At 43.8% G+C, this 22596-nt stretch carries 16 protein-coding genes; all 16 read left to right on the plus strand.

Annotation, left to right across the window (positions count from 1 at the left end; translation table 11 throughout):
• The first annotated feature begins 90 nt into the window (after positions 1–90).
• The 16 genes from MHB37_RS15760 (at position 91) to MHB37_RS15835 (ending at position 22485) form a co-directional block, all read left to right on the plus strand.
• Entirely contained in the window at positions 91–1905 is a 1815-nt protein-coding gene (locus MHB37_RS15760; RefSeq protein ID WP_405169564.1) for a hypothetical protein, read from the plus strand.
• 170 nt (positions 1906–2075) lie between these two features.
• Complete coding sequence (locus MHB37_RS15765; RefSeq protein WP_405169565.1) at positions 2076–4436, plus strand: glycosyl hydrolase family 95 catalytic domain-containing protein; 2361 nt, start codon at positions 2076–2078, stop codon at positions 4434–4436.
• A 179-nt stretch (positions 4437–4615) separates the two neighbouring features.
• Positions 4616–5509 (plus strand): ABC transporter permease, encoded by an 894-nt coding sequence (locus MHB37_RS15770; RefSeq protein ID WP_405169606.1) that lies wholly within the window; start codon positions 4616–4618, stop codon positions 5507–5509.
• Positions 5510–5527: 18 nt separating this feature from the next.
• Positions 5528–6391 (plus strand): carbohydrate ABC transporter permease, encoded by an 864-nt coding sequence (locus MHB37_RS15775; RefSeq protein WP_076184580.1) that lies wholly within the window; start codon positions 5528–5530, stop codon positions 6389–6391.
• A 171-nt stretch (positions 6392–6562) separates the two neighbouring features.
• The gene (locus MHB37_RS15780) at positions 6563–7588 is read left to right on the plus strand and encodes a response regulator (protein ID WP_076276512.1); all 1026 of its coding nucleotides are present in this window, start codon (positions 6563–6565) and stop codon (positions 7586–7588) included.
• Positions 7588–9414, plus strand: coding sequence for a sensor histidine kinase (locus MHB37_RS15785; RefSeq protein ID WP_076125645.1), 1827 nt, complete (start codon positions 7588–7590; stop codon positions 9412–9414). Before MHB37_RS15780 ends, MHB37_RS15785 begins: the two co-directional genes overlap by 1 nt.
• Positions 9415–9623: 209 nt before the next feature.
• Complete coding sequence (locus MHB37_RS15790; RefSeq protein WP_076278459.1) at positions 9624–11186, plus strand: extracellular solute-binding protein; 1563 nt, start codon at positions 9624–9626, stop codon at positions 11184–11186.
• Positions 11187–11242: 56 nt separating this feature from the next.
• Complete coding sequence (locus MHB37_RS15795) at positions 11243–12445, plus strand: glucuronate isomerase (RefSeq protein WP_405169566.1); 1203 nt, start codon at positions 11243–11245, stop codon at positions 12443–12445.
• Between the two features lie 16 nt (positions 12446–12461).
• Positions 12462–13493 (plus strand): glycoside hydrolase family protein, encoded by a 1032-nt coding sequence (locus MHB37_RS15800; RefSeq protein ID WP_405169567.1) that lies wholly within the window; start codon positions 12462–12464, stop codon positions 13491–13493.
• Positions 13494–13540: 47 nt separating this feature from the next.
• The gene (locus tag MHB37_RS15805; protein WP_076190378.1) at positions 13541–14707 is read left to right on the plus strand and encodes a glycoside hydrolase family 88 protein; all 1167 of its coding nucleotides are present in this window, start codon (positions 13541–13543) and stop codon (positions 14705–14707) included.
• The gene (locus MHB37_RS15810; protein ID WP_405169568.1) at positions 14701–16503 is read left to right on the plus strand and encodes an alpha-L-fucosidase; all 1803 of its coding nucleotides are present in this window, start codon (positions 14701–14703) and stop codon (positions 16501–16503) included. Before MHB37_RS15805 ends, MHB37_RS15810 begins: the two co-directional genes overlap by 7 nt.
• 238 nt (positions 16504–16741) lie before the next feature.
• The gene (locus tag MHB37_RS15815; protein ID WP_405169607.1) at positions 16742–17485 is read left to right on the plus strand and encodes a metal ABC transporter ATP-binding protein; all 744 of its coding nucleotides are present in this window, start codon (positions 16742–16744) and stop codon (positions 17483–17485) included.
• Positions 17478–18320, plus strand: coding sequence for a metal ABC transporter permease (locus MHB37_RS15820; RefSeq protein ID WP_036677866.1), 843 nt, complete (start codon positions 17478–17480; stop codon positions 18318–18320). Before MHB37_RS15815 ends, MHB37_RS15820 begins: the two co-directional genes overlap by 8 nt.
• Positions 18317–19237 (plus strand): metal ABC transporter substrate-binding protein, encoded by a 921-nt coding sequence (locus MHB37_RS15825; RefSeq protein ID WP_036677864.1) that lies wholly within the window; start codon positions 18317–18319, stop codon positions 19235–19237. The genes MHB37_RS15820 and MHB37_RS15825 overlap by 4 nt, the downstream gene beginning before the upstream one ends.
• Before the next feature lie 213 nt (positions 19238–19450).
• A complete protein-coding gene (locus MHB37_RS15830) occupies positions 19451–20341 on the plus strand; it encodes a hypothetical protein (RefSeq protein ID WP_036677862.1) in 891 nt (296 codons plus the stop codon).
• Positions 20342–20562: 221 nt separating this feature from the next.
• Entirely contained in the window at positions 20563–22485 is a 1923-nt protein-coding gene (locus tag MHB37_RS15835) for a BglG family transcription antiterminator (RefSeq protein ID WP_405169569.1), read from the plus strand.
• Positions 22486–22596 lie beyond the last annotated feature (111 nt).

The raw sequence follows: 22596 nt of genomic DNA on the forward strand, positions 1-22596 counted from the left end.
AGCCAAGGTAATATGTATCCGATATGTGAGAGTGAATATAGAAAAGGAGATGAACTCTTTATTATTAATTCCACATTGAAGCATACGCACATGAATACTGAAATTGGCCAACCAGCCATCCTCAATCCAAGTCAGGTGTACCCGACGGTTTCCTTCACACCGTGTGTTAACGGAAGGGTTGCCGGTGAATTGATTTTTGATAGAACGAAACTGGTGACTGAGTTGCCTGAGACTCCTATGGTTAAAGACTCGTTAATGGAATGGACACCGTTAGGCACGGCTGATCTACTGGGTACTTATGAACTGCGAATGACCCTCAAGCAGGACGGAAAAGCTCCTCAGTATGACTCATATTATTTTACCGTGCTGGATCCAAAGAGCATCCCCGCGGGACAGAGCACAATCGCTTTCCTTGGTAACGATGGAATGATGATGTATATCGGTGATTATCGAGGTAATCGGATCTTGGACTTTTCTAATGCGGGTTATAGGGGTGGTGGTGTTGAGATCCCGAATATTCCCGTTAAGTCGACCGTTCTACCCTTGGACGGAGACGCGACGGACCGTATTCAGGTGGCAATTGACCAGTTGGCTATGCTCCCGCTCGATAAGAACGGATTCCGCGGGGCAGTCCTTTTGAAAAAAGGCAGATATGAAGTCGGAGGCACGTTGTTCATTAAAGCAAGCGGGATCGTCCTTCGCGGTGAAGGTCAGGACAAAGAGGGCACTATTCTCTATGGTACCGGAGCGAAACTGCGAAATCTAATTGAAATTGGTGAAAATGCAGATCTTATGCTGGACAGCAACTCGAAGCAGATGATTTCAGATTTGTATGTGCCCTCAGGCTCGCGTTCTTTCCATGTAGAAGACGGGGGTGCTTACAATGTAGGCGATCAGATCATAGTCCGCAGAATAGGTAATAAAAACTGGATTCACGAAATTGGTATGGATAACATCTATAAGCGCCCGGGTGGAACCGTAACCCAATGGTCACCGTTCAATCTGGATTTTGACCGAGTCATCACTGCTATTGTAGGTAATACGATTATGGTCGATGCCCCATTGGCGAATGCTATCGAAAGTCAGTGGGGCGGCGGAGAGATCTATAAATATACAGACCATGCCCGCATTCAGCAGGTGGGGGTAGAGAAAATGAGGGTAGAGTCCGATTTTGACCCAAGTATTATAGATATTAAGATGGATAACGATACAACAGATTCTTATTATGCGGACGAAAAACATGCTGAACGTTTCGTCGTGTTCAACAGTGTGAAGAATGGCTGGGTTAGAGAGGTGAGAGGTTACCATCTGTCCTATTCTCTCGTTCAAATGAAGCGTTGTTCCAAATGGATTACGGTTCAGGACTGTCAAATGTACGATATGATCAGTGTGGTTACTGGGGGTCGCCGTTATGTCATACATCAGATGGGCCAGCTAAATCTCGCTCAACGTATTTATACAGAGACGGCGCGGCATGCGTTCACCGTCGATAGCTGGGTACCGGGGCCGAATGTATTTCTGGATGGAGAAGCTGTTAAAAATTATAACACCAGTGAACCTCATCATCGCTGGTCAGTCGGAGGCCTGTTCGATAATATCAAAGCTCCCATCTCTATTCGGGATAGGGCGTGGTTAGGCAGCGGACATGGCTGGGCAGGTGCGAATTATGTGACTTGGAATACACAAGGAGAGCTCACTTTACAGCGGCCACCAACCGCTCAAAACTACGCCATTGGCCATGTTGGTAGCAAGATACCCGGACTGCTTCCTAACGATTATGATTCCCGGCCCCGTGAAGATGGATATTGGTGCAGTTGCGGTCAACATGTCGTCATTAATAGTCTCTACAAGCAGCAGCTGATGGAACGTTTAGGTCGAAATGCGCTCAATAATATTAAAAAATAATTTACAGTAGGGTGCGGAATTTTCCGCATCCTTTTTAGTTTGGATCATAAAAAAACACAACCCCTAACAATCTATGCCATGGAGAGACATCAGGATCAAGAGTAGCATAGGAAGTGGAGTTACTGACGAATGATATGAACTGAAAATAGGAAAGGCCAGGTGAACAAGAGTTGAGTGAAAGAAGACGAGCGAAACAAGAGGTAGCATTACCGGCAACCAAGCAGGAATCAGAACGTCTTCGATTATGGTATACAAGCCCGGCGTCAAATTGGAATGAGGCTCTTCCCATAGGAAATGGGCGCCTCGGGGCAATGGTGTCCGGTATGATCGGCCAAGATAAAATCCAGCTTAACGAAGATTCAATTTGGTACGGCGGCCCTGGACGTGCAGCTAATCCTGCAGCTCAGCCATATTTAACAGAGATTCGGCAAATGCTGAAAGACGGCAGGCAGGCGGAGGCAGAACATTTGGCACGAATGGCTATGACTGCTTCACCAAAATATGAGCAGCCGTACCAGCCACTTGGAGATTTGATTTTAAAGTTTCTGGATTCCAGTGAGGTTATAGAAAAATACGAGCGGGAGCTCGACTTGGAGCAAGCGGTCGTTACGGTATCGTACCGTTGTGGCGGGGTTCGCTATTACAGGCAATATTTTATAAGTGAACCGGACGGTGTATTGCTAGTCCGATTGACAGCTGACAGACTTGGCAAGATCACGTTGGCTGCGAATCTTATGCGTCGTCCGTTCGATACCGGCTGTAGCACTGGTCCTGCAAACACAGTTCTAATGAATGGGGAATGCGGAGCGGATGGCGTTCGCTTTTGCACAGCACTAAGGGCAGTTCAACAAGGGGGCCGCCAGAGGCTCATCGGGGATTACATCTCTATTGAGGGGGCAGACTCCGTCACCCTTATGCTGGCAGCGCAGAGTACCTTTCGCGTAGATCAACCTGAAAAAGCCTGTCTAGAGCAATTGGATCAAGCTACGGCTCAGTCTTTTGCAACTCTAATAAAGCAGCATAAGGAGGAATACAAGTCCCGGTTTGCTCGATTTTCAATCGATTTAACTAGGGGTGGAGACCTGTACGCTGAGCTTCCTACCGATAAGCGATTACAGCGGTTACAGCAAGCAAAAGATGAAAGAAGCAATCCCAATGAGTCTGGTGATCCAGGACTAGTTGCACTATATGTACAGTATGGGCGCTACTTACTGCTTTCCAGTTCTCGACCAGGTACGTTGCCTGCTAATCTGCAAGGCATATGGAATGATAGCTTTACCCCGCCATGGGAATCAAAATATACAATTAATATTAACCTCCAGATGAATTACTGGCCTGCCGAAGTCCTAAATATGGCTGAATGCCATGAACCGCTGTTTGATCTGATCGAACGGATGCAGTTGAACGGTCAAGAAACGGCAAAAGAAATGTATGGCTGTCGCGGTTTTGTTGCTCATCATAACACTAACTTATGGGCGGAAACCCGACCAGAAGGCATCCTAATTACCTGCACGGTCTGGCCAATGGGTGCTGCTTGGTTATGCCTTCATTTGTGGGAACACTACCGGTTTGGACTGAACCTTTCTTTTCTCAAGGAAAGGGCCTATCCAGTGATGAAGGAAGCAGCGATTTTTCTGCTTGATTACATGGTAGAGGAAGGTGGCTTACGAATTACTGGGCCTTCTGTCTCCCCGGAAAACCGCTTCCTACTTTCGGACGGAAGCAACGGCAGCCTCTGTATGGGACCATCCATGGATTTGCAAATCGCATATACATTGCTATCCGCCTGTTCAGAAGCGGCATTAATTATCGGAGAAGAAGATACAATGTTTCTCTCTGAACTACATGAGACGCTTGAACACATTCCACAGCCGAGTGTGGGCAGTCATGGACAGATTAAGGAATGGCTGTTTGACTACGAAGAGCAAGACGCAGGTCACCGGCATATTTCTCAGTTGTTCGCATTACATCCGGGGGAACAGATTGACATGAGGCACACCCCTGATCTTGCCGCAGCAGCCCGGCGAACTCTTGAACGCCGCCTTGACGGAGGTGGAGGTCATACCGGCTGGAGCAGGGCATGGATCGTCAACTTTTATGCCCGTCTCGGTATGGGTGCGGAAGCCTATGAGCATTTAATTAAACTGTTAGCCTCCTCCACGTATTCGAATCTTTTAGACTGCCATCCACCCTTTCAAATAGACGGCAATTTTGGTGGAGCAGCAGGGGTAGCAGAAATGCTGCTGCAATCCCACCGAGGAGAACTTCGACTATTACCTGCCCTTCCTAAGGAGTGGTCTTCAGGCAGCATAAGGGGGATGAGAGCAAGAGGTGGTTTTACCGTTGATCTTTCTTGGAGCCAAGGAAAGCTGGATGAAGCGACGATTCACTCTACGGTTACCGCTGAATATCGAATTTGGTCTGCCGTTCCGCTCGATCTGCCAGAACAATCTCTTATTAGCGATGGTCAGGGATTTGAATATACTTTTTCTTCAGTTGCAGGGAAGTCCCGCAAGATTCGTGCACAATAGTCAATCGTAATAAAACACAGGCAAGCCGAAAAATCTCCATTTTGAAGACCTGGATATTGGATTAACATTAGCCATACAACAAAATCCAAACTGCAACCAAAGGAGCGATAATTATGCCACAACAAGTGCCAGCCGCATTGCCAGCGAGCAGGCCAGATCTTTCCCCATTCCAAAGACGAATGAACAATTTGCGCAAATATAAGGCGCTATATCTCATTTCACTTCCAGGCATTATTTTTTTTATCGTATTTAAATACTTACCCTTGGCGGGTTCCATCATGGCCTTTCAAAACTACAACATATTCAAAGGTTTTACAGGCAGTCCGTGGGTTGGCCTTGATCAGTTCCGGCGGATGTTCACCTATCCAGAGTTTTTGAGAATTCTTGAAAATACTATCCTGATCGGCCTATATGATATGGTCTTTGCGTTTCCGGTTCCCATAATATTCGCCCTCCTTCTTAATGAAGTGAGAAAAGCTTTCTATAAACGGATTTTGCAGACCGTCGTTTATTTGCCCCATTTTCTCTCATGGGTCATTATTGGGGGGATTATGATTGGCATTTTGTCCCCAACGACAGGTATCGTGAACCAGATCTTAAATACTTTTGGGCTCGACTCCGTTTATTTTCTGGGCGAGGACTCGTATATTCGTACCATCCTGGTTGGAACAGGCATATGGAAAGACAGTGGATGGGGAACTATTGTTTATTTAGCCGCACTCGCTGCTGTGAATCCTGAGCTGTACGAAGCGGCTCGGATTGACGGAGCAAATCGTTGGAAACAAACCTTATCTATAACGATCCCGACGATCTTGCCTACTATCATGATTATGTTCCTGCTTCATATCGGTAACTTCCTTGATTTTGGCTTTGAGCGAGTGTTTGTATTTATCAATTCGCTTAATGAGACCAATGGAGATATTCTCGATACTTATATATACCGAGTGGGTCTTATTGATCAGCAATACAGCTATACAACAGCTATAGGCCTCTTTAAATCGGTCGTCGGACTGTTGCTAGTCATGATCGGGAATACGCTTAGTAAAAAAGCATCAGGGGATGGACTTTACTAGAAAGGAGTCGAAGAGTAAATGAAAAATAAAGGTCGCCTATTTGACGTTTTCAACTATATGTTTCTGATGCTGGTCGGGTGCTTGATGGTCTTCCCTCTGCTGCATGTGCTCGCCAAATCATTTAGCAGCACTCATGCCATTAATGCAGGCGAGGTTAAGCTATTCCCTGTAGATTGGACGCTCATGAATTATCAAGTTATTCTTGGGGATACCTCCATCTGGAGAGCTTTCATGGTAAGTATATTTATTACCGTTGTCGGAACGCTTATTAATCTGATTTTAACTGCATCACTGGCCTATCCTTTATCCAGATCCGAATATTCGATGCGCAAAGGAGTTCTGATTTTAATCCTAATTACGATGATATTTCACGCTCCGCTCATACCGAACTATATGGTCATCAAAAACTTGCACTTGATCGACTCTTTATGGGTATTAATCATCCCATCGGCCATCAGTGCATATAACCTGTTCATCATGCGTTCTTTTTTCTCAGCCCTGCCTACTGAGCTGATAGATAGCGCGCGAATGGATGGAGCGGGAGAGCTGCGCACGATGTGGAGCGTCATCCTTCCTTTGTCCAAACCAGTTATGGCAACTATGGGCTTGTTTTACGCGGTATCCCATTGGAATTCTTATTCATCGGCGTTGTATTTTATCAATACACGAGCGCTTTATCCACTTCAGCTGCGGCTTCGGGAAATCGTACTGAGTAACGACCTTGGGCAAGCGGGCAGCTTATTAGAAAACGTAAATGAAGTATCTCCGGCAGGTGTGCAAATGGCAGTTATTGTCGTCTCCGTCATACCGATTATTATCGTGTATCCGTTTCTGCAAAAGTATTTTATCAAAGGGATGTTAATCGGATCTATTAAGTCTTAAATCAATCAGCTTGCATCATCCTTTAAAAGAAACAGACATCTGCTTATCAAAATATGGTAAGATATAATCCAAACTCAAAAATGGAAGCGTTGCCAATAATCGCAACTTCAAATCAATTTCATACCACAAGACAACTGATTCTGATTCCATTCCGGAAGGGATTTGATACAAGTGCGAGTATTGATTGTAGAAGATGAGCCTGTCATTCAAAAAGGATTGGTGAAGATGGTCCAGCGTTATCCGGTCTCATTCACCGCGATTTATACAGCCGACGACGGCGAAGCAGCCTTAGAAACGATCCAAAAGCTAGAACCGCATTTAGTGCTGACAGATTTGCGCATGAAGCGGATGGATGGCCTTGATTTATGTGAACGAATTCACCGTGATTACAGTCATGTCCAGGTGGCAGTCATTTCCGGGTACAATGACTTTCAATATGCACAACGAGCAATGGCCTATGGCGTTAAACGGTATTTACTGAAGCCGGTTCTCCAGCAGGATGTGCATGATATGCTGAGAGAACTGATATCCGGCATGACAGGCAGCATTATTCCTGTTCATAAATACGTGGATTGGGCCGAACAGCTGGAACAACACATCTGGCTGCTGCAACGTGATGAGACAAACCGTCTGCTTGATGAAAGAGAAACGTCGGGTTTATTTGAAGGATTGAACGTCTTTAGCATGGATGCAGTGCTGAATGATTGTCTGCAAATGATCGTAGATCGCTTGGAACGCCGAGGCTGGAAGCCTCCGTCCCGGTGCTGTGGAGATGTGAAAGCCGCCAATACGAAAAAAGAAACGATGTTAGCATTTGTCGCGATAATAAACGGTATACTTGCGGAGCTGCAGCTTACTCGAAAAGGCAACTATAAGGACCCGGTTGAAGAAGCAAAAGCTTTCATTGATAAACATCTGGCTGAGGATGTGTCGTTAGAAGAAGTAGCCAAACGGGTGGGACTTGCCCGCACCTACTTCAGCGCATTATTCAAAAAAATGACGGGGGAAACCTTCGTACACTATCGGATCCGGAGACGAATGGAGGAAGCGCGCAGACTTCTTGCCGTACCCACCATGACAATCAGTGACATCTCGATTCATGTAGGTTACGAGGATTATCCTCATTTTACGAAGACATTTAAAAATCTCGTGGGTGTGTCACCTTCGGAATACCGTGCTTCGTTTGGCATTGAATAATGAGAGCAACCCTCAGCCGGAAGCTGCTATTTTATTTTACCATTGTCATCTTACTTTCCCTGTCAGCGCTGGGGATTTCCTTTTACAGCATTTCTGCCAAGCAATTGCAGTCAAGCACTGAAAACCAAATGATTCAGATCGTAAATAATGCAGTTCATCATACCAATCTCTATATTTCATCCTATCAACGGTCGACCGTGGCGCTACTAACGGATTTGAGAGTTAAAAGATATATTGATCTATCAGCAGATCGTGAGGAATATGAAAATTACCGCTACACGACCGATATTCGCGATGCTATTGTTGAACCTGTATGGATTCGCAATCCCGAGATTGAAGCCCTATATATTATCGGGTATTCCGGGAATGCGCTTTATTATTATAATGGCGGTTCAGCGCCATCTTTTACACAGGAAGACACCGCTAGACAGATCCGGTATTTCAAAGAACATACAGATGTCAGTGGACAGTTGAATGTAATCAATTACAGTATCCGTGGGGATCAAACGCCGATGTTGACCTTAATCCGCAGCATTCGCGGTCTTCAGTCACCAGAGATGAAAGGATTCGTAGGCATCGAAGTCAAAGCGGAGGAACTCTCTACGTTATGGAAAGGAATCGATCTTGGTCCCGAAAGCTATTTTTTTATTGTAGATGGCGAAGGCAGGATTCAATATCATAACGATCAAAACAAAGTAGGGACGTTGATTCCCGATAGTCTTGGCAAGCAAATTGAGCAAGCAGGAGAGGCGATGTTCCGCAGTTCGGCAGAGGGCGTGGAAAAATCTTATATCAGCCGTAATGCGGAATATTCCGGTTGGCATCTGGTTGTATCCATCCCAGACACTCAGCTGCAAAAGCCGCTAATTACCATCCGGAATTATATTATTGTTGTCGCGATTTTGACATTTATGATAGCGCTGTTTCTGGCAAGCCGATTTGGTAAGTCCGTTACTACACCCATCCGTATACTGATGAAAGGAATGAGCCAGACCGAAAAAGGAAATTGGGAATTAATCTCCCTTCCGAAAAGCCAGGATGAGGTCACTGGGCTTATCGTTCGTTACAATCTGATGGTAACCCGCCTGTCAGAGCTTGTGGACACCGTGTATCAGTCAGAACTGAAGAACAAGGAAATGGAAGCTGAGCGGCAGAAGGCCGAATTCCAATCCTTACAGCTGCAAATCAACCCTCATTTTTTATACAATACGCTCGAAACGGTGGTCTGCTATGCAGTAATTCAGGATTCAGATGAAATATCAGAAATCGTCGGAGCCCTGTCCTACATGCTGCATTATTCGGTGCGCACCAATCTTGAAGAGATAACCGTAGCAAATGAGCTGAAGCATGTCATCCATTATATGGTCATTATCAATCACCGGATCGGAAGGCCGTTTGAAATCGATGTGCGGATAAAGCCTGAAATGCTTCTGCGCAAAATGGTTCGCTTGACCTTACAGCCACTTGTGGAAAATGTGTTCCAGCACGCCTTTCGTTATGGTGTTGAAGATTATCACACAATTACGATTGATGCTGGAGAGGATGGCGATATCTTCTGGGTCAGCATTACGGATAATGGCAGCGGGATGACCCCGGAGCGGCTTGAAGAACTTCGCCTCAAACTGAGCGAAAATCGACTCGCCGATGTGGAGGAAGGGAAAGGAAGCCCAGGCGGCATCGGTGTGCAAAATGTTCATCGCCGGATTCAGCTTGTCTTCGGAGAAGAATTCGGCGTTGACGTAGAAAGCAGTCCAGAATGCGGAACACGCATGATCATGAGAATGCCGATTTCCGGAAGGAAGGAACATCAAGTGCTTAACGCATAGGCGTTACTCGCCGAAGAGAACGAGGATCAAAAGGCTGTCCTGAGGTCCGAGCCGCGGACTTTTGGGGATGGCCTTTTTTTAAAACGATAACCGATCACAAAAAAACACATCCCACAATAATCCACCCCATGGGAGTGCTGTTGATACAGCTTTATGATGGGTACAGGTAAACCAAATACCTTTTTATACTAATAAGGGGGATTATCCAGATGAAAAAATGGGTTAGTCTGATCCTATCCACGGCGCTTGTCTCAAGTCTCGTCGCAGGATGCGGAAGCAATGAAACATCGGACGGTAATGTCGATGCAGCAGGCGAATCAAAACCGCTTAAATTTAGTATTTCGTTAAACACAAGCGGAAACGCTTACACGGAAAGTTCTAAAGACATTAACACCGATAAGTGGGTCAAGGAGTTAGAGAAACGGGCGAATGTCGATTTAGACATTAAGTTAATTCCTTTGAAGGACTTTGATTCCAAAATGGCTGTTATGTTCGCCGGCGGTGATATTCCGGATGTCGTACAAAATGTCGGAGGGGCTACGGATAAATCGATGGCTGGGTCGGTTCAGGCTGGTGTTTTTATGCCGCTGGATGATCTGCTGAAGGAGAATGCGCCCAACCTGATGAAGGTTGTCCCGCAGGAAGCATGGGATGAAGTCAGCTACGATGGAAAAATATATGGCATTCCGACTTGGCTCAGCAATCCGTCTCGACGTGCCACTTTTATCCGAACTGATTTATTGGAGAAAACAGGCCTTCCGGTACCTGTGACGATTGAGGATTTCTTGAATGTGCTGCGCGCTTTTAAGAAACTCGGTGTGAGCGCTCCTTATCAGATGCGTGAGAACTTCAAGTATGCTGATATCGCATTTGGTGCATATGACGCGCTTGGCTATCAGTTTACAGAGGATAATGGAGAGATCGTACCCAAATTTTATAATTCCGAGAATATGGAAAAAGCACTGAACGTATACAAGACGATGTATGACGAAGGCCTCATTCAGAAGGATTTTGCGACAATTCAAACGGCACAGTATGGTGAAAATATTGCTGCAGGCAATGCAGGGATTTGGACAGCTAATGCGCAGAATCTCCTGGATTTCCGGACCCAGATCGCCGCGTCCAATCCGGGAGCGAAAGTGGATATTATCTCGTCGCCAACCGGTGACCATGGACAAAAAGGATACGGTTTGTATAGTTCGGTCAATACCTCACTGTATATCAACAATAAGGTCAGTAAAGAAAAGGCTGCCCGGATTGTCCAAATGTTTGAATGGATGCAGACCCCGGAAGCCAGTAATTTCTATAGCTTTGGGATTGAAGGCGAGAATTACACGGTAAAAGACGGAAAAGTTGATTATAAGCTGCCAGAGAACAAGGCTGCCCAAGATGAAGAGAAATTCCGCACACAGCTGCGCTGGGTAGGGGACGGAACAATCAACCGCGAACGAACTGAGCTGCTTACGGGTGGTAAAGATGTTTTGAAAGCATTGGATGAAACTCTGAGTAAAGAAGGCTTAGGGGGCATCGGATTTGTACCTGATCTGGAGTCTTTCAGCAAATTCCCTGATCTAGCCTCCAAACGTCCCGATCAGGCACCAAAACTGATCATAGACCATATGGTCAAAATGATTTATGGCAAAGAACCGATTAGTGATTTCCCAAAAGTCATCGAGGAATATAAGCAAAAGGGCGGCGAAGAAATCTTAAAAGAAGCAACAGAACGCTACAAAAATAATGAGGGAATCCTTAATCAGCAAAGCCGGAAATAGAAAGATTCTCAGGAAGCCTCTTCATTCGAAGGGCTTCCTGCCAGTTAGGAGGGAGTATGATGAGTCAAACTGCTTTGTGTGATGAAATCATGCGTATGCCTGTAATCGATACACATACCCATCTCGTCGGCGATAAGCTAAACGCGGCTGACTTCTGGGAAATAGCCGATTATTTCTGGTTGAACCAAGAGCTTCAGTCAGCAGGATATCCGGCGGATGCGGACCAACTTTCGAAAGAGAAACGGACTGACTCTTTTGTTAGAGCTTACCACGCTTCCCGTAATACGATGATGAATCGTGCTTTTACAGCAATCATGAAAGATTTGTACGGTATCTCCATCACTGATTCAGAGTCGGTGTTCAAAGCGGATATAACGGTTAAACAGCAAAGTAACGATCCCGGCTGGGCGCAAAACGTAGCTGACCGTCTGCATGTGCAGCGGTTTATTGTAAACCGTCCGGAGCATGCCAACTTTGCACACATGAGAGAAAATGCTCTACTGATTCCTCGAATTGACTCCTGGCTGCCTGAGCTGGCAAAGAATATTGCAGATGCCTCTGATCCCAGCCGGGAAGCGGCTTATACTCAAGCGAAAAAGTTTATTAGCGAGCAGTTGCACTCATATCAGACGATGGGCTGTCCGGGAATCATGACTACGTTGCCAGCCTTTGAAGCCAATGCTCATGATGTTTACAATCTTAGCAGCGTAACTGGTCCGGATGAAATCATGATGCTGCTCCTTCATCATATCTGTTCAGAACTGCAAGTAAGAGGAATGTTCTTGCAGCTGTTTCTCGGCGTCGAACGCAGATGGTGTAATACATCGGCTGCGCCAGTTAACGATCCGCTACGGATTGTTAAACTGTATGGTTTGTTTGAACGGTATTCCATTCCGTTTGAGCTGGTGGTGGCTTCAGAATTAAATAACCTGGATATTGTGCAGGCTGGATGGAATTTCCCTAACGTTCATGTAGGTGGGATGTGGTGGTATAACTTCAGACCCAGTACCTATTTGCAGAGCATGCAGTATCGGTTAGAGGCACTCGCCCCGCTCAAGTGTTCGCTCATTGTCTCGGATGCGCGCTGTATCGAATGGACATATGGCAAGCTGCTGATCGTTAAAAAAATACTTGCGCGCTTTTTGGAAAGTCAAATAGCGGAAGGCTGGATCAGCCGGGAGGAGGCGCTGAATATTGCGGCGGAATGGCTACATGGCAGTGCTGCTAAACGTTATGGACTAACAGATGTAAAGCAATAAGCCGTGGAGGGAGAAAATGACTTTTTCATTGATGGACCGAATGTTGCCTGCTCCTTTGAACGGAGGGTTCCGCATGGAGGATTGGTGGGTGTGGTGCGGATCAGCTGTGCGTGGCGAGGATGGGCGTTTTCATTTATTTGCATCCCGTTGGCCGAAGTGGCTGCCGATGCATCCGGGATGGTTACTCCGCTCAGAAATTGTCCGCGCATCTGCCGATAACGCGGAAGGACCTTATACGTACGAAGAAACCGTACTACCCGCAAGGGGAGCGGAATACTGGGACGGACGAAGCACCCATAATCCGCATATCCTTCGTTATGGTGATAAGTATCTGTTGTATTATATGGGTTCCACTCATCCATTCGCTGAGCCGCAGCCTAATGAAACAGTGGAATTTGACGACTATCGGGTGATTGCCGCTCGTGCCAACAAACGTGTTGGCTTAGCTATAGCCGACAGTGTATTCGGACCATGGATAAGGATGGACGCACCTATTCTGCCTACACGTCCGGGCAGGTTCGACAGCTTTCTCACATCCAATCCGGCTCCTTGTATCCGCGAAGATGGCTCCTTGCTATTGGTATATAAAGCCCGCAAATATGAGGGCAATTCCTATGGACAGATGACGCTTGGCATTGCCGGTTCATCTAAGGACGAAGGGCCATATAAAGTAATTAACAACGCACCGCTGTTTCCACCAGAGCGGTCTCATATTGAAGATCCATTTATCTGGCGGACCACGGACGGGTACCAAATGATCGCCAAGGATATGGATGGCCGGATATGTGGAGAAAAGCACGGTGGGATATTTGCATCATCTACGGATGGAACCGACTGGCAGCTGGCTGATTCAACGCAATCGTATTCCCGGCGGGTACTCTGGGAGGACGGCACAGAGCAGTGGATGGGCAGCTTTGAACGTCCGTTCCTATTATTTCAAGAAGGGGTCCCTACCCATTTATTCGCTGCAGTAGCAGATGGACCGGGAGGGTTTCGAAATGCGAAGCACACTTGGAATATGGTAATTCCACTACGGACAACGCTTTAAGAAATTAAATTTCATAAATATTATCAGTGTTTACAGGAGGAACTAAAATGAGTGAAGTTATACCAACTCAACAAACTCGCGGACTGGTAATTTCGGAGTCTACTCTGGAATGGGCGGATGGCGCTTGGCAACAAATTGTAAATAAAGTGGAAAAGACTAGTAAGCGAATTGGTGTTAGTTTTCCGCATGCTTCCGTAAGCGGAGTATACGACAACATGCGTCCATCGTGGTGGACAGCAGGGTTCTGGCCGGGTATTTTGTGGCAGATTGCCGCAGAAGGTAATCATCCGGCGCTGCAAGAAATCGCCGAGCAAATTGAAGAGAAATTGGATGAACCTCTTTATGCCCTTACCGTACATCATGATGCTGGTTTTATATGGACACTCTCAGCTTTGGCCAATTACCGAGTGACTGGTAATGAACGCTCCAAGCAGCGCGGGTTGATGGCTGCTGCTCAACTGGCCAGCCGCTTTAACCTGAAAGGGTCATTTATCAGAGCCTGGCATGACACGGAGAAGATAAACCGGGCGGGATGGTCCATCATTGATACTGTAATGAATCTGCCCTTACTATACTGGGCATCGGAAGTTACAGAGGATCCGCGTTTCCGGCATATCGCCGCTGCGCATGCGGAAACGGTAGTTGAGCATTTTTTACGTCCGGATGGATCAAGTTATCATATTCTGGAGTTCAACCCGGAATCAGGCGAAAAAATCGGCGCTATGGCCGGCCAAGGTTATGCGGAAGAATCCGCTTGGGCACGGGGCAGCGCATGGATGATTTACGGTCTTACTTTGTCTTTTCACTATACCGGAGAGAATAAGTTTCTAACGGGAGCTAAAAGAGCTGCGCACTTCTTCTTAGCTAATCTTCCGGAGGATCATGTACCTCACTGGGATTTCAGGGCACCTGATGCAGGCGAAAAGCCGCGTGATACCTCTGCTGGTGCATGTGCGGCATGTGGCTTGATTGAGCTGGCAAAGATCGTACCACAGGCGGAAGCCTCTTTTTACCTGCGAGCCGCAGAACAAATCGTTCGCTCACTTTATGAGAATTATGGGACTTGGGACATTCCGGAAGAGGAGGGCTTGATTCTTTCTGGAACATCCAATCTTCCAGGGGGTGTGCACATTGATACGCCACTGATCTATGGCGATTATTTCTTCGTCGAGGCTGTATCTAAACTCCGCGGAGCCGTTCTTCAGTTATGGTAAGGAACGGAAAAACAACAGAAAACCTTCTCGATGATCCGTATAGTATACAGTCGGTCGAAACTCCGATAGATAACGAGCAGGCTCGGCGTATGGAATGGTGGCAGGAAGCCAGGCTCGGCTTGTTTATTCACTGGGGCCCTTATGCCCTGCCTGCGGGTGAATGGAAGGGAAAAGAAATACAAGCTTCTTACAGTGAGCATATTATGCTACGCGCGAAGATCCCAGTGGCTGAATATGAGGAAATGGCCGCAGCGTTCAATCCATCAGCTTTTGATGCAATGAAGTGGGTACGGACTGCCAAGCGTGCTGGCCTAAAATATATCATCTTTACAGCTAAACATCACGACGGCTTCGCGATGTATGACTCAAGTGTATCCGAATATTCGATCGTCAAGCACACCTCATTGGGCCGTGATCCCCTTCGCGAACTAATGGAGGCATGTCGTGCGGAAAAAATGGTACTCGGAATTTACTACTCTCATGCGATGGATTGGCATGATCCAGACTCTCAAGGGAATACCTGGGATTATCCACTGAATATCGGCGCTTACGATGACGTTCAAACGTGGATAAATGATACCGATAAACGCACCCGCTTTGAACGATATTTGCACAGCAAATCAATCCCTCAAGTCCGTGAGCTGCTGACGGACTACGGCAAAGTTGGTTTAATGTGGTTTGATTGCGGAGGCAAACTGACCCGTGAGCAAGGAGAAGCGTTTTTGGCGGCGGTTCATGCAATTCAGCCAGAATGTTTGGTCAATAGCAGAGTATGGAAAGCACCACTTGGAGATTATTCAAATACATCTGATAATCAACTTACGACTCGTAACCTTGGTAAGTACTGGGAGAATATTATTACGTTAAACGACTCATGGGGGTATAAGAGATCCGATCACCATTGGAAATCCCCTGTAACTATCATCCGCCAGATCATCGATGTTGTAAGTAAAAATGGAAATCTGGTAATCAATATCGGCCCAACAGCAACAGGGGAATGGGATCCGGTATCCGAATCCATTTTGCTTGATGTAGGAGATTGGTTAAATACCAATGGGGATAGCATTTACGGTGCTGGAGAATCGCCCACAGCCAAACCGTCATGGGGCAGATGCACTCTGAAAGGAAACACATTATATCTGCATGTTTTCGATCTTAAGAAGAGAAATAAGCTAATCGTCCCCGGTCTGAAGACCGCTGTTCAAAAGGTATTTGCTTTAGATGGAGGGGAGGAGCTGATTTTCACAAAGCTATCTGAGCAGGATCTGGAAGTCGAACTCCCCAGCTTACCGAACTTTGCCGAAAATTCTAACAACATGCCGCTGGTCATCGCAATTGTCTGTGCAGAACCTGTAGAAGGTAATCCAGTCCGATTATTGGAATTTGGAGAAGATACCTTACAAGAATTAGGGGTATTTGAAAGTGAGATCGTTGGTCCAACCCTCCGTTACGATACAGGAAAAAAAGACCATGATAATCTGTTGGACTGGAAGGATAGAGAGGATACCGCAATTTGGCATGTCCGGACATTAGGTCCGGTAAGATTTCAGGTTAGTATCGAATATCGCAGCGAAGAAGGAGAGAATGGTGGTGGCGGAGTCTACCTCATCAAGGCAGCGGATCAAATTTTACAAGCTAAAGTTCATTCTACTGATGGAGTTAGTAATTTTCAAAGCTTTCAAGTAGGTGAGCTGTATTTCCCCACGGCAGGAGAATATACGATTCAATTGCAGGCAGAGGGTATTACAGGAGGTTATTTGATGCAGCCTAGATGTTTAAAACTACTGCAACTATGAGATTTTTATATTGAAATAATGCAAAAGAACTCAAATCACTTGGGTTCTTTTTTTTGTTGATTTAAGGAATGTTGTTGACATATTGCCCTCGGGTAAATATATTGTATATAAGAATAAAAGTTTACCTAGGGAAACAAATTGGATCAAAGGAATCATTGTTTCTATTGGGAAATAAATTAACAGGATGAACAGAACAGTGCTACATATGAACTTAACAGAGATAAGGAGTTTTTTTATGATTGAAATCAGAAACCTAAACGTAGATTATTTCGGTAATTCTGCACTAGAAAATGTAAATATTGATATCCCCTTTGGGTATACAATCGGAATTATCGGACCAAATGGTGCGGGAAAATCTACATTCATCAAGTCATTGCTAGAGGTGATAAAGAAGAGAACAGGATCAGTTATGGTGGAGGGAAAAGATATTTCTGAGTACAAACGGAAGATCGCATATGTGCCGCAAAAGAATGACATTGATCTTTCTTTTCCAATCACGGTAAGGGATACAGTGCTGACTGGAACTTACCCTAATTTGCGAATCTTCCAGCGTCCCGGAAAAACAGAGCGGCAAAGAGTCAAGGAATGTATGGCGATGGTGGATATAAGTGATCTTGCGAATAAACAAATCAGCAATCTGTCCGGGGGACAACTCCAAAGAGTTTTTATCGCCAGGGCACTTGCACAACAAGCAAATGTATTTTTTTTAGATGAACCTTTTGTAGGCATAGATTTAGTCAGTGAGAAAATCATTGTAAAGCTGCTAAAACAACTTCGCGAAGAAGGGAAAACCATACTCATTGTTCATCACGATTTGCATGAGGTCGAAGAATATTTTGACAAAGTCATCATTCTCAATAAGAAATTAATTGCTTTTGGTGACGTTAAAGACACCTTTACGCCAGAGAATATCCTCAGCGCCTATGGTGCCTCCTTAGGTAATCTGGTGATCAAAGGGATGGGGGCGACAGATCATGATTGATTATTTCTCAGGAGTATTAAACATTCCGATATATGCACTTAACGCGGGATTATCTGCTATCATTCTTGGAATTGTATCAGGGGTTTTAGGAAGCTTTATTGTACTTAGAAAGATGTCATTAATGGGAGATGCGTTATCACATGCGGTGTTACCCGGGGTGGCGTTATCTTATATCTTAGGAATCAACATTCTTCTTGGAGCTTCACTATTTGGACTATTAGCAGCGGTTCTCATTCAATTTATTACAAGTCGCAGCAATATTAAAAGTGACACCTCTATCGGCATTATTCTCAGCTCATTTTTTGCGCTAGGTATCGTCCTAATTACTTTTGCCAAAAGCGGGCTTGATCTAACTCACATTCTGTTTGGTAATATTCTGGCCGTCCCACAGTCGGAGTTAATGCAGTCCTTTATTATTATGATTGTTGTTATTGCCATCATTTCATTGCTGTATAAAGAGCTTTTAATGAGTTCGTTTGATCCGGTTGTTTCCAAAGCCTATGGGTTAAAAACAGGGTTCTATCATTATTTATTGATGATGCTCCTATCTGTGGTTACCGTATCTTCGTTATCTCAAGTAGGAATTGTGCTTGTGATTGCAATGCTGGTTATTCCGGCTGCTACATCCTATCTCTGGACGAATAAGCTGTTCCACATGATTATCCTGGCTTCTACAATTGGCGCTGTATCAGGGATTATAGGTGTAATTGTAAGCTTTAAATTCAATTTACCTACAAGTGCCACGATTGTTCTGGTCGGCGTAAGCATGTTCGGAATTTCATTTATAATCTCACCCAAAAATAATTTTTTCAGGAAAGGGTTGAAACAAGGATGAAGACCATAAAAATACTCTCTTTGACAATGTTTATCGTACTTCTTACCGCATGCTCAAAGATTAGTGAAGGAGATGCAGACCATGATAAGCTGCAGATTGTTGCAACGTACTCCATTATCGCTGATATGACCGAAAACATTGTAGGGGAGAAAGCTGAAGTTTACAGTATGGTACCCATCGGAACAGATCCGCATATGTACGATCCATTACCCAAGGATACAAGTAAGGTTTCTAGCGCAGATTTAGTGTTTTATAACGGTTTGAACCTAGAAACAGGTAAGGGGTGGTTTCAAGATCTTCTAGATGTGACTAATAAAAAGGATGTTGCTTTTGCAGTCTCAGATGAAGTATCTCCAATGTACCTAACAGAAAAAGGAAAAGAAACACAGGTAGATCCTCATGCCTGGCTGGATATTCAGAATTCAATAAAATATGTAGATATCATCACAAAACGTGTAATCGAAAAAGATCCCGACAACAAAGAATTTTATCTTAATAATCAATCGGAATATGTTAAGAAACTGAATGAATTGGATCAATATGCAAAAGAAGCGGTCGAAAAAATTCCACAAGAGAAACGTATCCTTGTTACCAGCGAAGGAGCATTCAAATATTTTTCCAAAGCTTACGGATTTGAATCAGCTTTTATCTGGGAGATCAATACGGATAGTCAAGGAACGCCTGAACAAATGAAAAACATAATTAAGATCATTGATGAAAATCAAGTGCCTGCATTATTTCTGGAAACTAGCGTAAATCCAAAAACAATGGAAACTATCGCAAATGAAACGGGAGTACCGATACACTCTAAGATTTTCACCGATTCTTTAGCTAAGAAAGGCGAAGAGGGCGACACATACATTAAGATGATCAAATGGAATATTGATAAAGTTATAGAAGGTTTATCACAATCCTAAATGCCGGCTCCAAGCCTATATTAACCGACCTAAGATTCAGTTTTTTAGCTGATTCTTATGTCGGTTTTTTATTGAATAAAATCTACATTCGAGCCTCGAAATAATACGTTTACGCCTTGGGATAACTTGCTACAGGAAATATCTTCTTGTCTACTTTTCAAAAAAATCTTGGTAAGGTAGAGGCTAACACTTAATAAGAGGTGAAGAGTTGTCATGATTAAGAAACACTGTTTGTTCTGTGATGAGATTGTTTCCATTGAACCAGAAGGCGATAACGATAGATATATAGGCTGTTCTTGTTCACCAGGCGGGTTTTATAGTCTACGTAGAGACAGCTACGAACCCATTAATTCGCTCCCGCATCAAAAGAAACGCGACATGCTTCATGTAGTATCTGCTTACATACGTGAGCTGACTGATTGTGATGAAAAGATCACTATATCTGCTGATGATTTAGAGTCCATTGTAAATTCACCCAAAATACCTGTGAGCATTGAAGATAAAGGAAACCGTCTACTGCAATATTTATATAGACATTCTGAAGGCCCGGGGGAAGCGGTTGTCATTCAACCCCTCTCTAGCAGCTATAACTTGACGTATTCTCCCAATCTGCAAGAGCTGGTATACATCATAGACAAGTTGATAAGTGATCAGCTTCTGATCAGGGAAGGCATGACCTTTAAGCTTACTGAAACCGGCTGGAATGAAGCTGCGGAAAGCGCTGGAGGTAAAAAACTAAAACCTTGTCTCGTGCTCGTGTCGGATGAAGAAAATTTGTCTACAACATGGCTGGAGAAGTTATTGCCCAAAATAGAACAGTGTGGTTTCCTGCCGCGCTTATTAACACATACGAAAACTCAAAACGGCGAAAAATACGAGTTGGATCAAATCGCAGAAAGCAAACTGATTATCGCAGATTTAACGGGGCAATCCCCAGAGGTGTATTTTTCAGCGGGATATGCACTTGGTTTAAACATACCCGTATTATGGACCGTAAACAGTATTGAGGCGGATAAACTTTTTGTACAGCTTAAGGATATTCGTCCTATTGTGTGGGATTCAGCAGAAGAGCTAGCAATTATACTGCAGCAGAAGTTGAGTTAACCCGCAAATTTCTTGCCATGACTCGTCAAACGAAGCTGAAATTTAAACAGGTGTCTTCTTAAATGAGGACGCCTGTTTCTTATGTTACTGTAAGAACACTATCAAATTTTCTTAGGAAGTGATATTGTAACCGATATAAAAAAATGAGCAAATGTATGTAAATGTATGCTTCAGTTAATATTAGCTCATATTCATACTCTGGATAAGAAAGAGGGATACAATTGTTTTCAAAACGGCAAAAAGAAATACTTTTATACTTAATTAATTCTAATCAACCTGTCACAGCTGCATGGATTGCTAAAGAACTGAATGTTAGCGATCGAACGATCCGTAATGATTTGAAAGAGTTACAAAATATATCCGCCATAGTAGGACTAAAAATAGAGTTAATTCGTGGGAAGGGCTTCGTTGTAAGAGTCTTCGATAAAGATATATTTTCCCAAAAATTAAATGAGTTAACTAATGATAAAATCAATCCTTCTACAGTAGACTTTTCTGAACAAGATAATAGGGTTCTTTATTTGTTGAGTCGGTTTTTATTAGAAAATAAGTATATCAAGTTGGCCACTATTGAAGATGAGATGTTTGTATCTAAATCGACAATCCAAAACGATCTAAAAGAAGTGCGTAAGATACTGGAAAAATACAACCTGAATTTAGTTAATCGGCCTCATTATGGCCTGTTTATAGAGGGCGATGAATTTAAGAAACGAATATGTTTGTCTAATTTTTTATACAAAAGAGAAGAAAACTCCGATCCAACTTTCGATAACTTTACTTTGTTTGACAAAGAGGTATACACGAAAATCAAAGAAATAATCATCGGCAAAGTAAATAAATACAAAATTGAGATTTCAGATATTTCCTTGGAAAACCTCGCTATTCACTTAATAATAGCTTGTAAACGTATCGAAGAGGGATTTTTAATCGAACAACCGTCGGTAAATCTTATGGAAGAGTATCCTTTTGAAAAAATTGTTGCCCATGAAATTGTTAAAGACATAGAAGATTTCACGGATCTGCTCTTTTCCGATTCAGAGATTAATTATATTATCATCCATTTGGTTGGAACAAAATTGCTGCCGAAAGAAAATCTAACGGAGTACAGTAAGTTCGATGAAGTGGACTCCATTGTCAGCTGTATTTTGAAAAGTTTACAAACTGAGTTGAATTGGGATTTTGGCCATGACCATGAATTTATTCAAGCCCTGACCCTTCACATTAGGCCTGCGATGAATAGATTAAGATACAACATGAATTTTAGAAATCCTCTGTTAAATGATATTAAGACGAGTTTTCCAGCCGCATTCGAAGGAGCACTTATTGCGAGTAAATGTATTAACTACTATTTGGATTCAGAAGTTGGAGAACATGAGGTTGCTTACATTGCCTTGCACATTGGGGTTGCTTTAGAAAGAATGAAAAATAAAAACAAAAAAATAAAACGAGTTATTCTTGTATGTGCGTCTGGTGTTGGAAGTGCCAAATTACTTTATTACCGATTGATCAATTCATTTGAGAATCTATTGCAGATTGTAGACACAATTAGTTTTTACAAATTAGCAGAAACGGACCTATCCTCGATTGATTTTATTATCAGTACAGTTCCGATCAATGAAGATATAGGTATTCCCGTCTATGTTGTAAATACCTTTCTAGAAGCTAAAGACCTCAAAAGAATCAAGGACGTCTTACTGTCTTCAGAACAGGTGGCAGAAACTCATTCTTACCTTGACGCATCTAGAGTATTCGTGAAAAAAGAATTTACCACAAAGGAAAGTGTGATTCATTTTTTAAGCAATGAGCTAACAAAACAAGGACTTGTACCAGAGCATTATGAATCCTTAGTAGTTGAAAGAGAGTCCTATGCACCCACTAGTTTTGGAAATCTTGTCGCTGTTCCACATCCTTCACTTCCTGTTACCTCGGAAACCTTTTGGACAATCTGTACGTTAAAACGTCCTATTCGTTGGAATGATAAGCAAATGGTGCAATTAATTTGTTTATTAAACATTAAAGAAGGAAACAATGTCGACCTAGATAAAATGTATAAAAAGCTAGGATCATTGATAGAGGATAAAGAGATTGTTGTGCAGATCCTTGCTAAGGAGTCTGTGGAAGAAATTATACAATTACTAAACTAGAGTGAGTGAGAAATTAGGTACTGCCTTACTATTTGCAATGTAACCGTTTCCTGTTGATTTGGAAAAAGGTTAGCTTAAAAAGAAAGCGATTTAAGTTTACACTAAAGGTGT

The sequence above is a fragment of the Paenibacillus sp. FSL H3-0286 genome, assembly GCF_045040705.1.
Classification (GTDB): domain Bacteria; phylum Bacillota; class Bacilli; order Paenibacillales; family Paenibacillaceae; genus Paenibacillus_AQ; species Paenibacillus_AQ odorifer.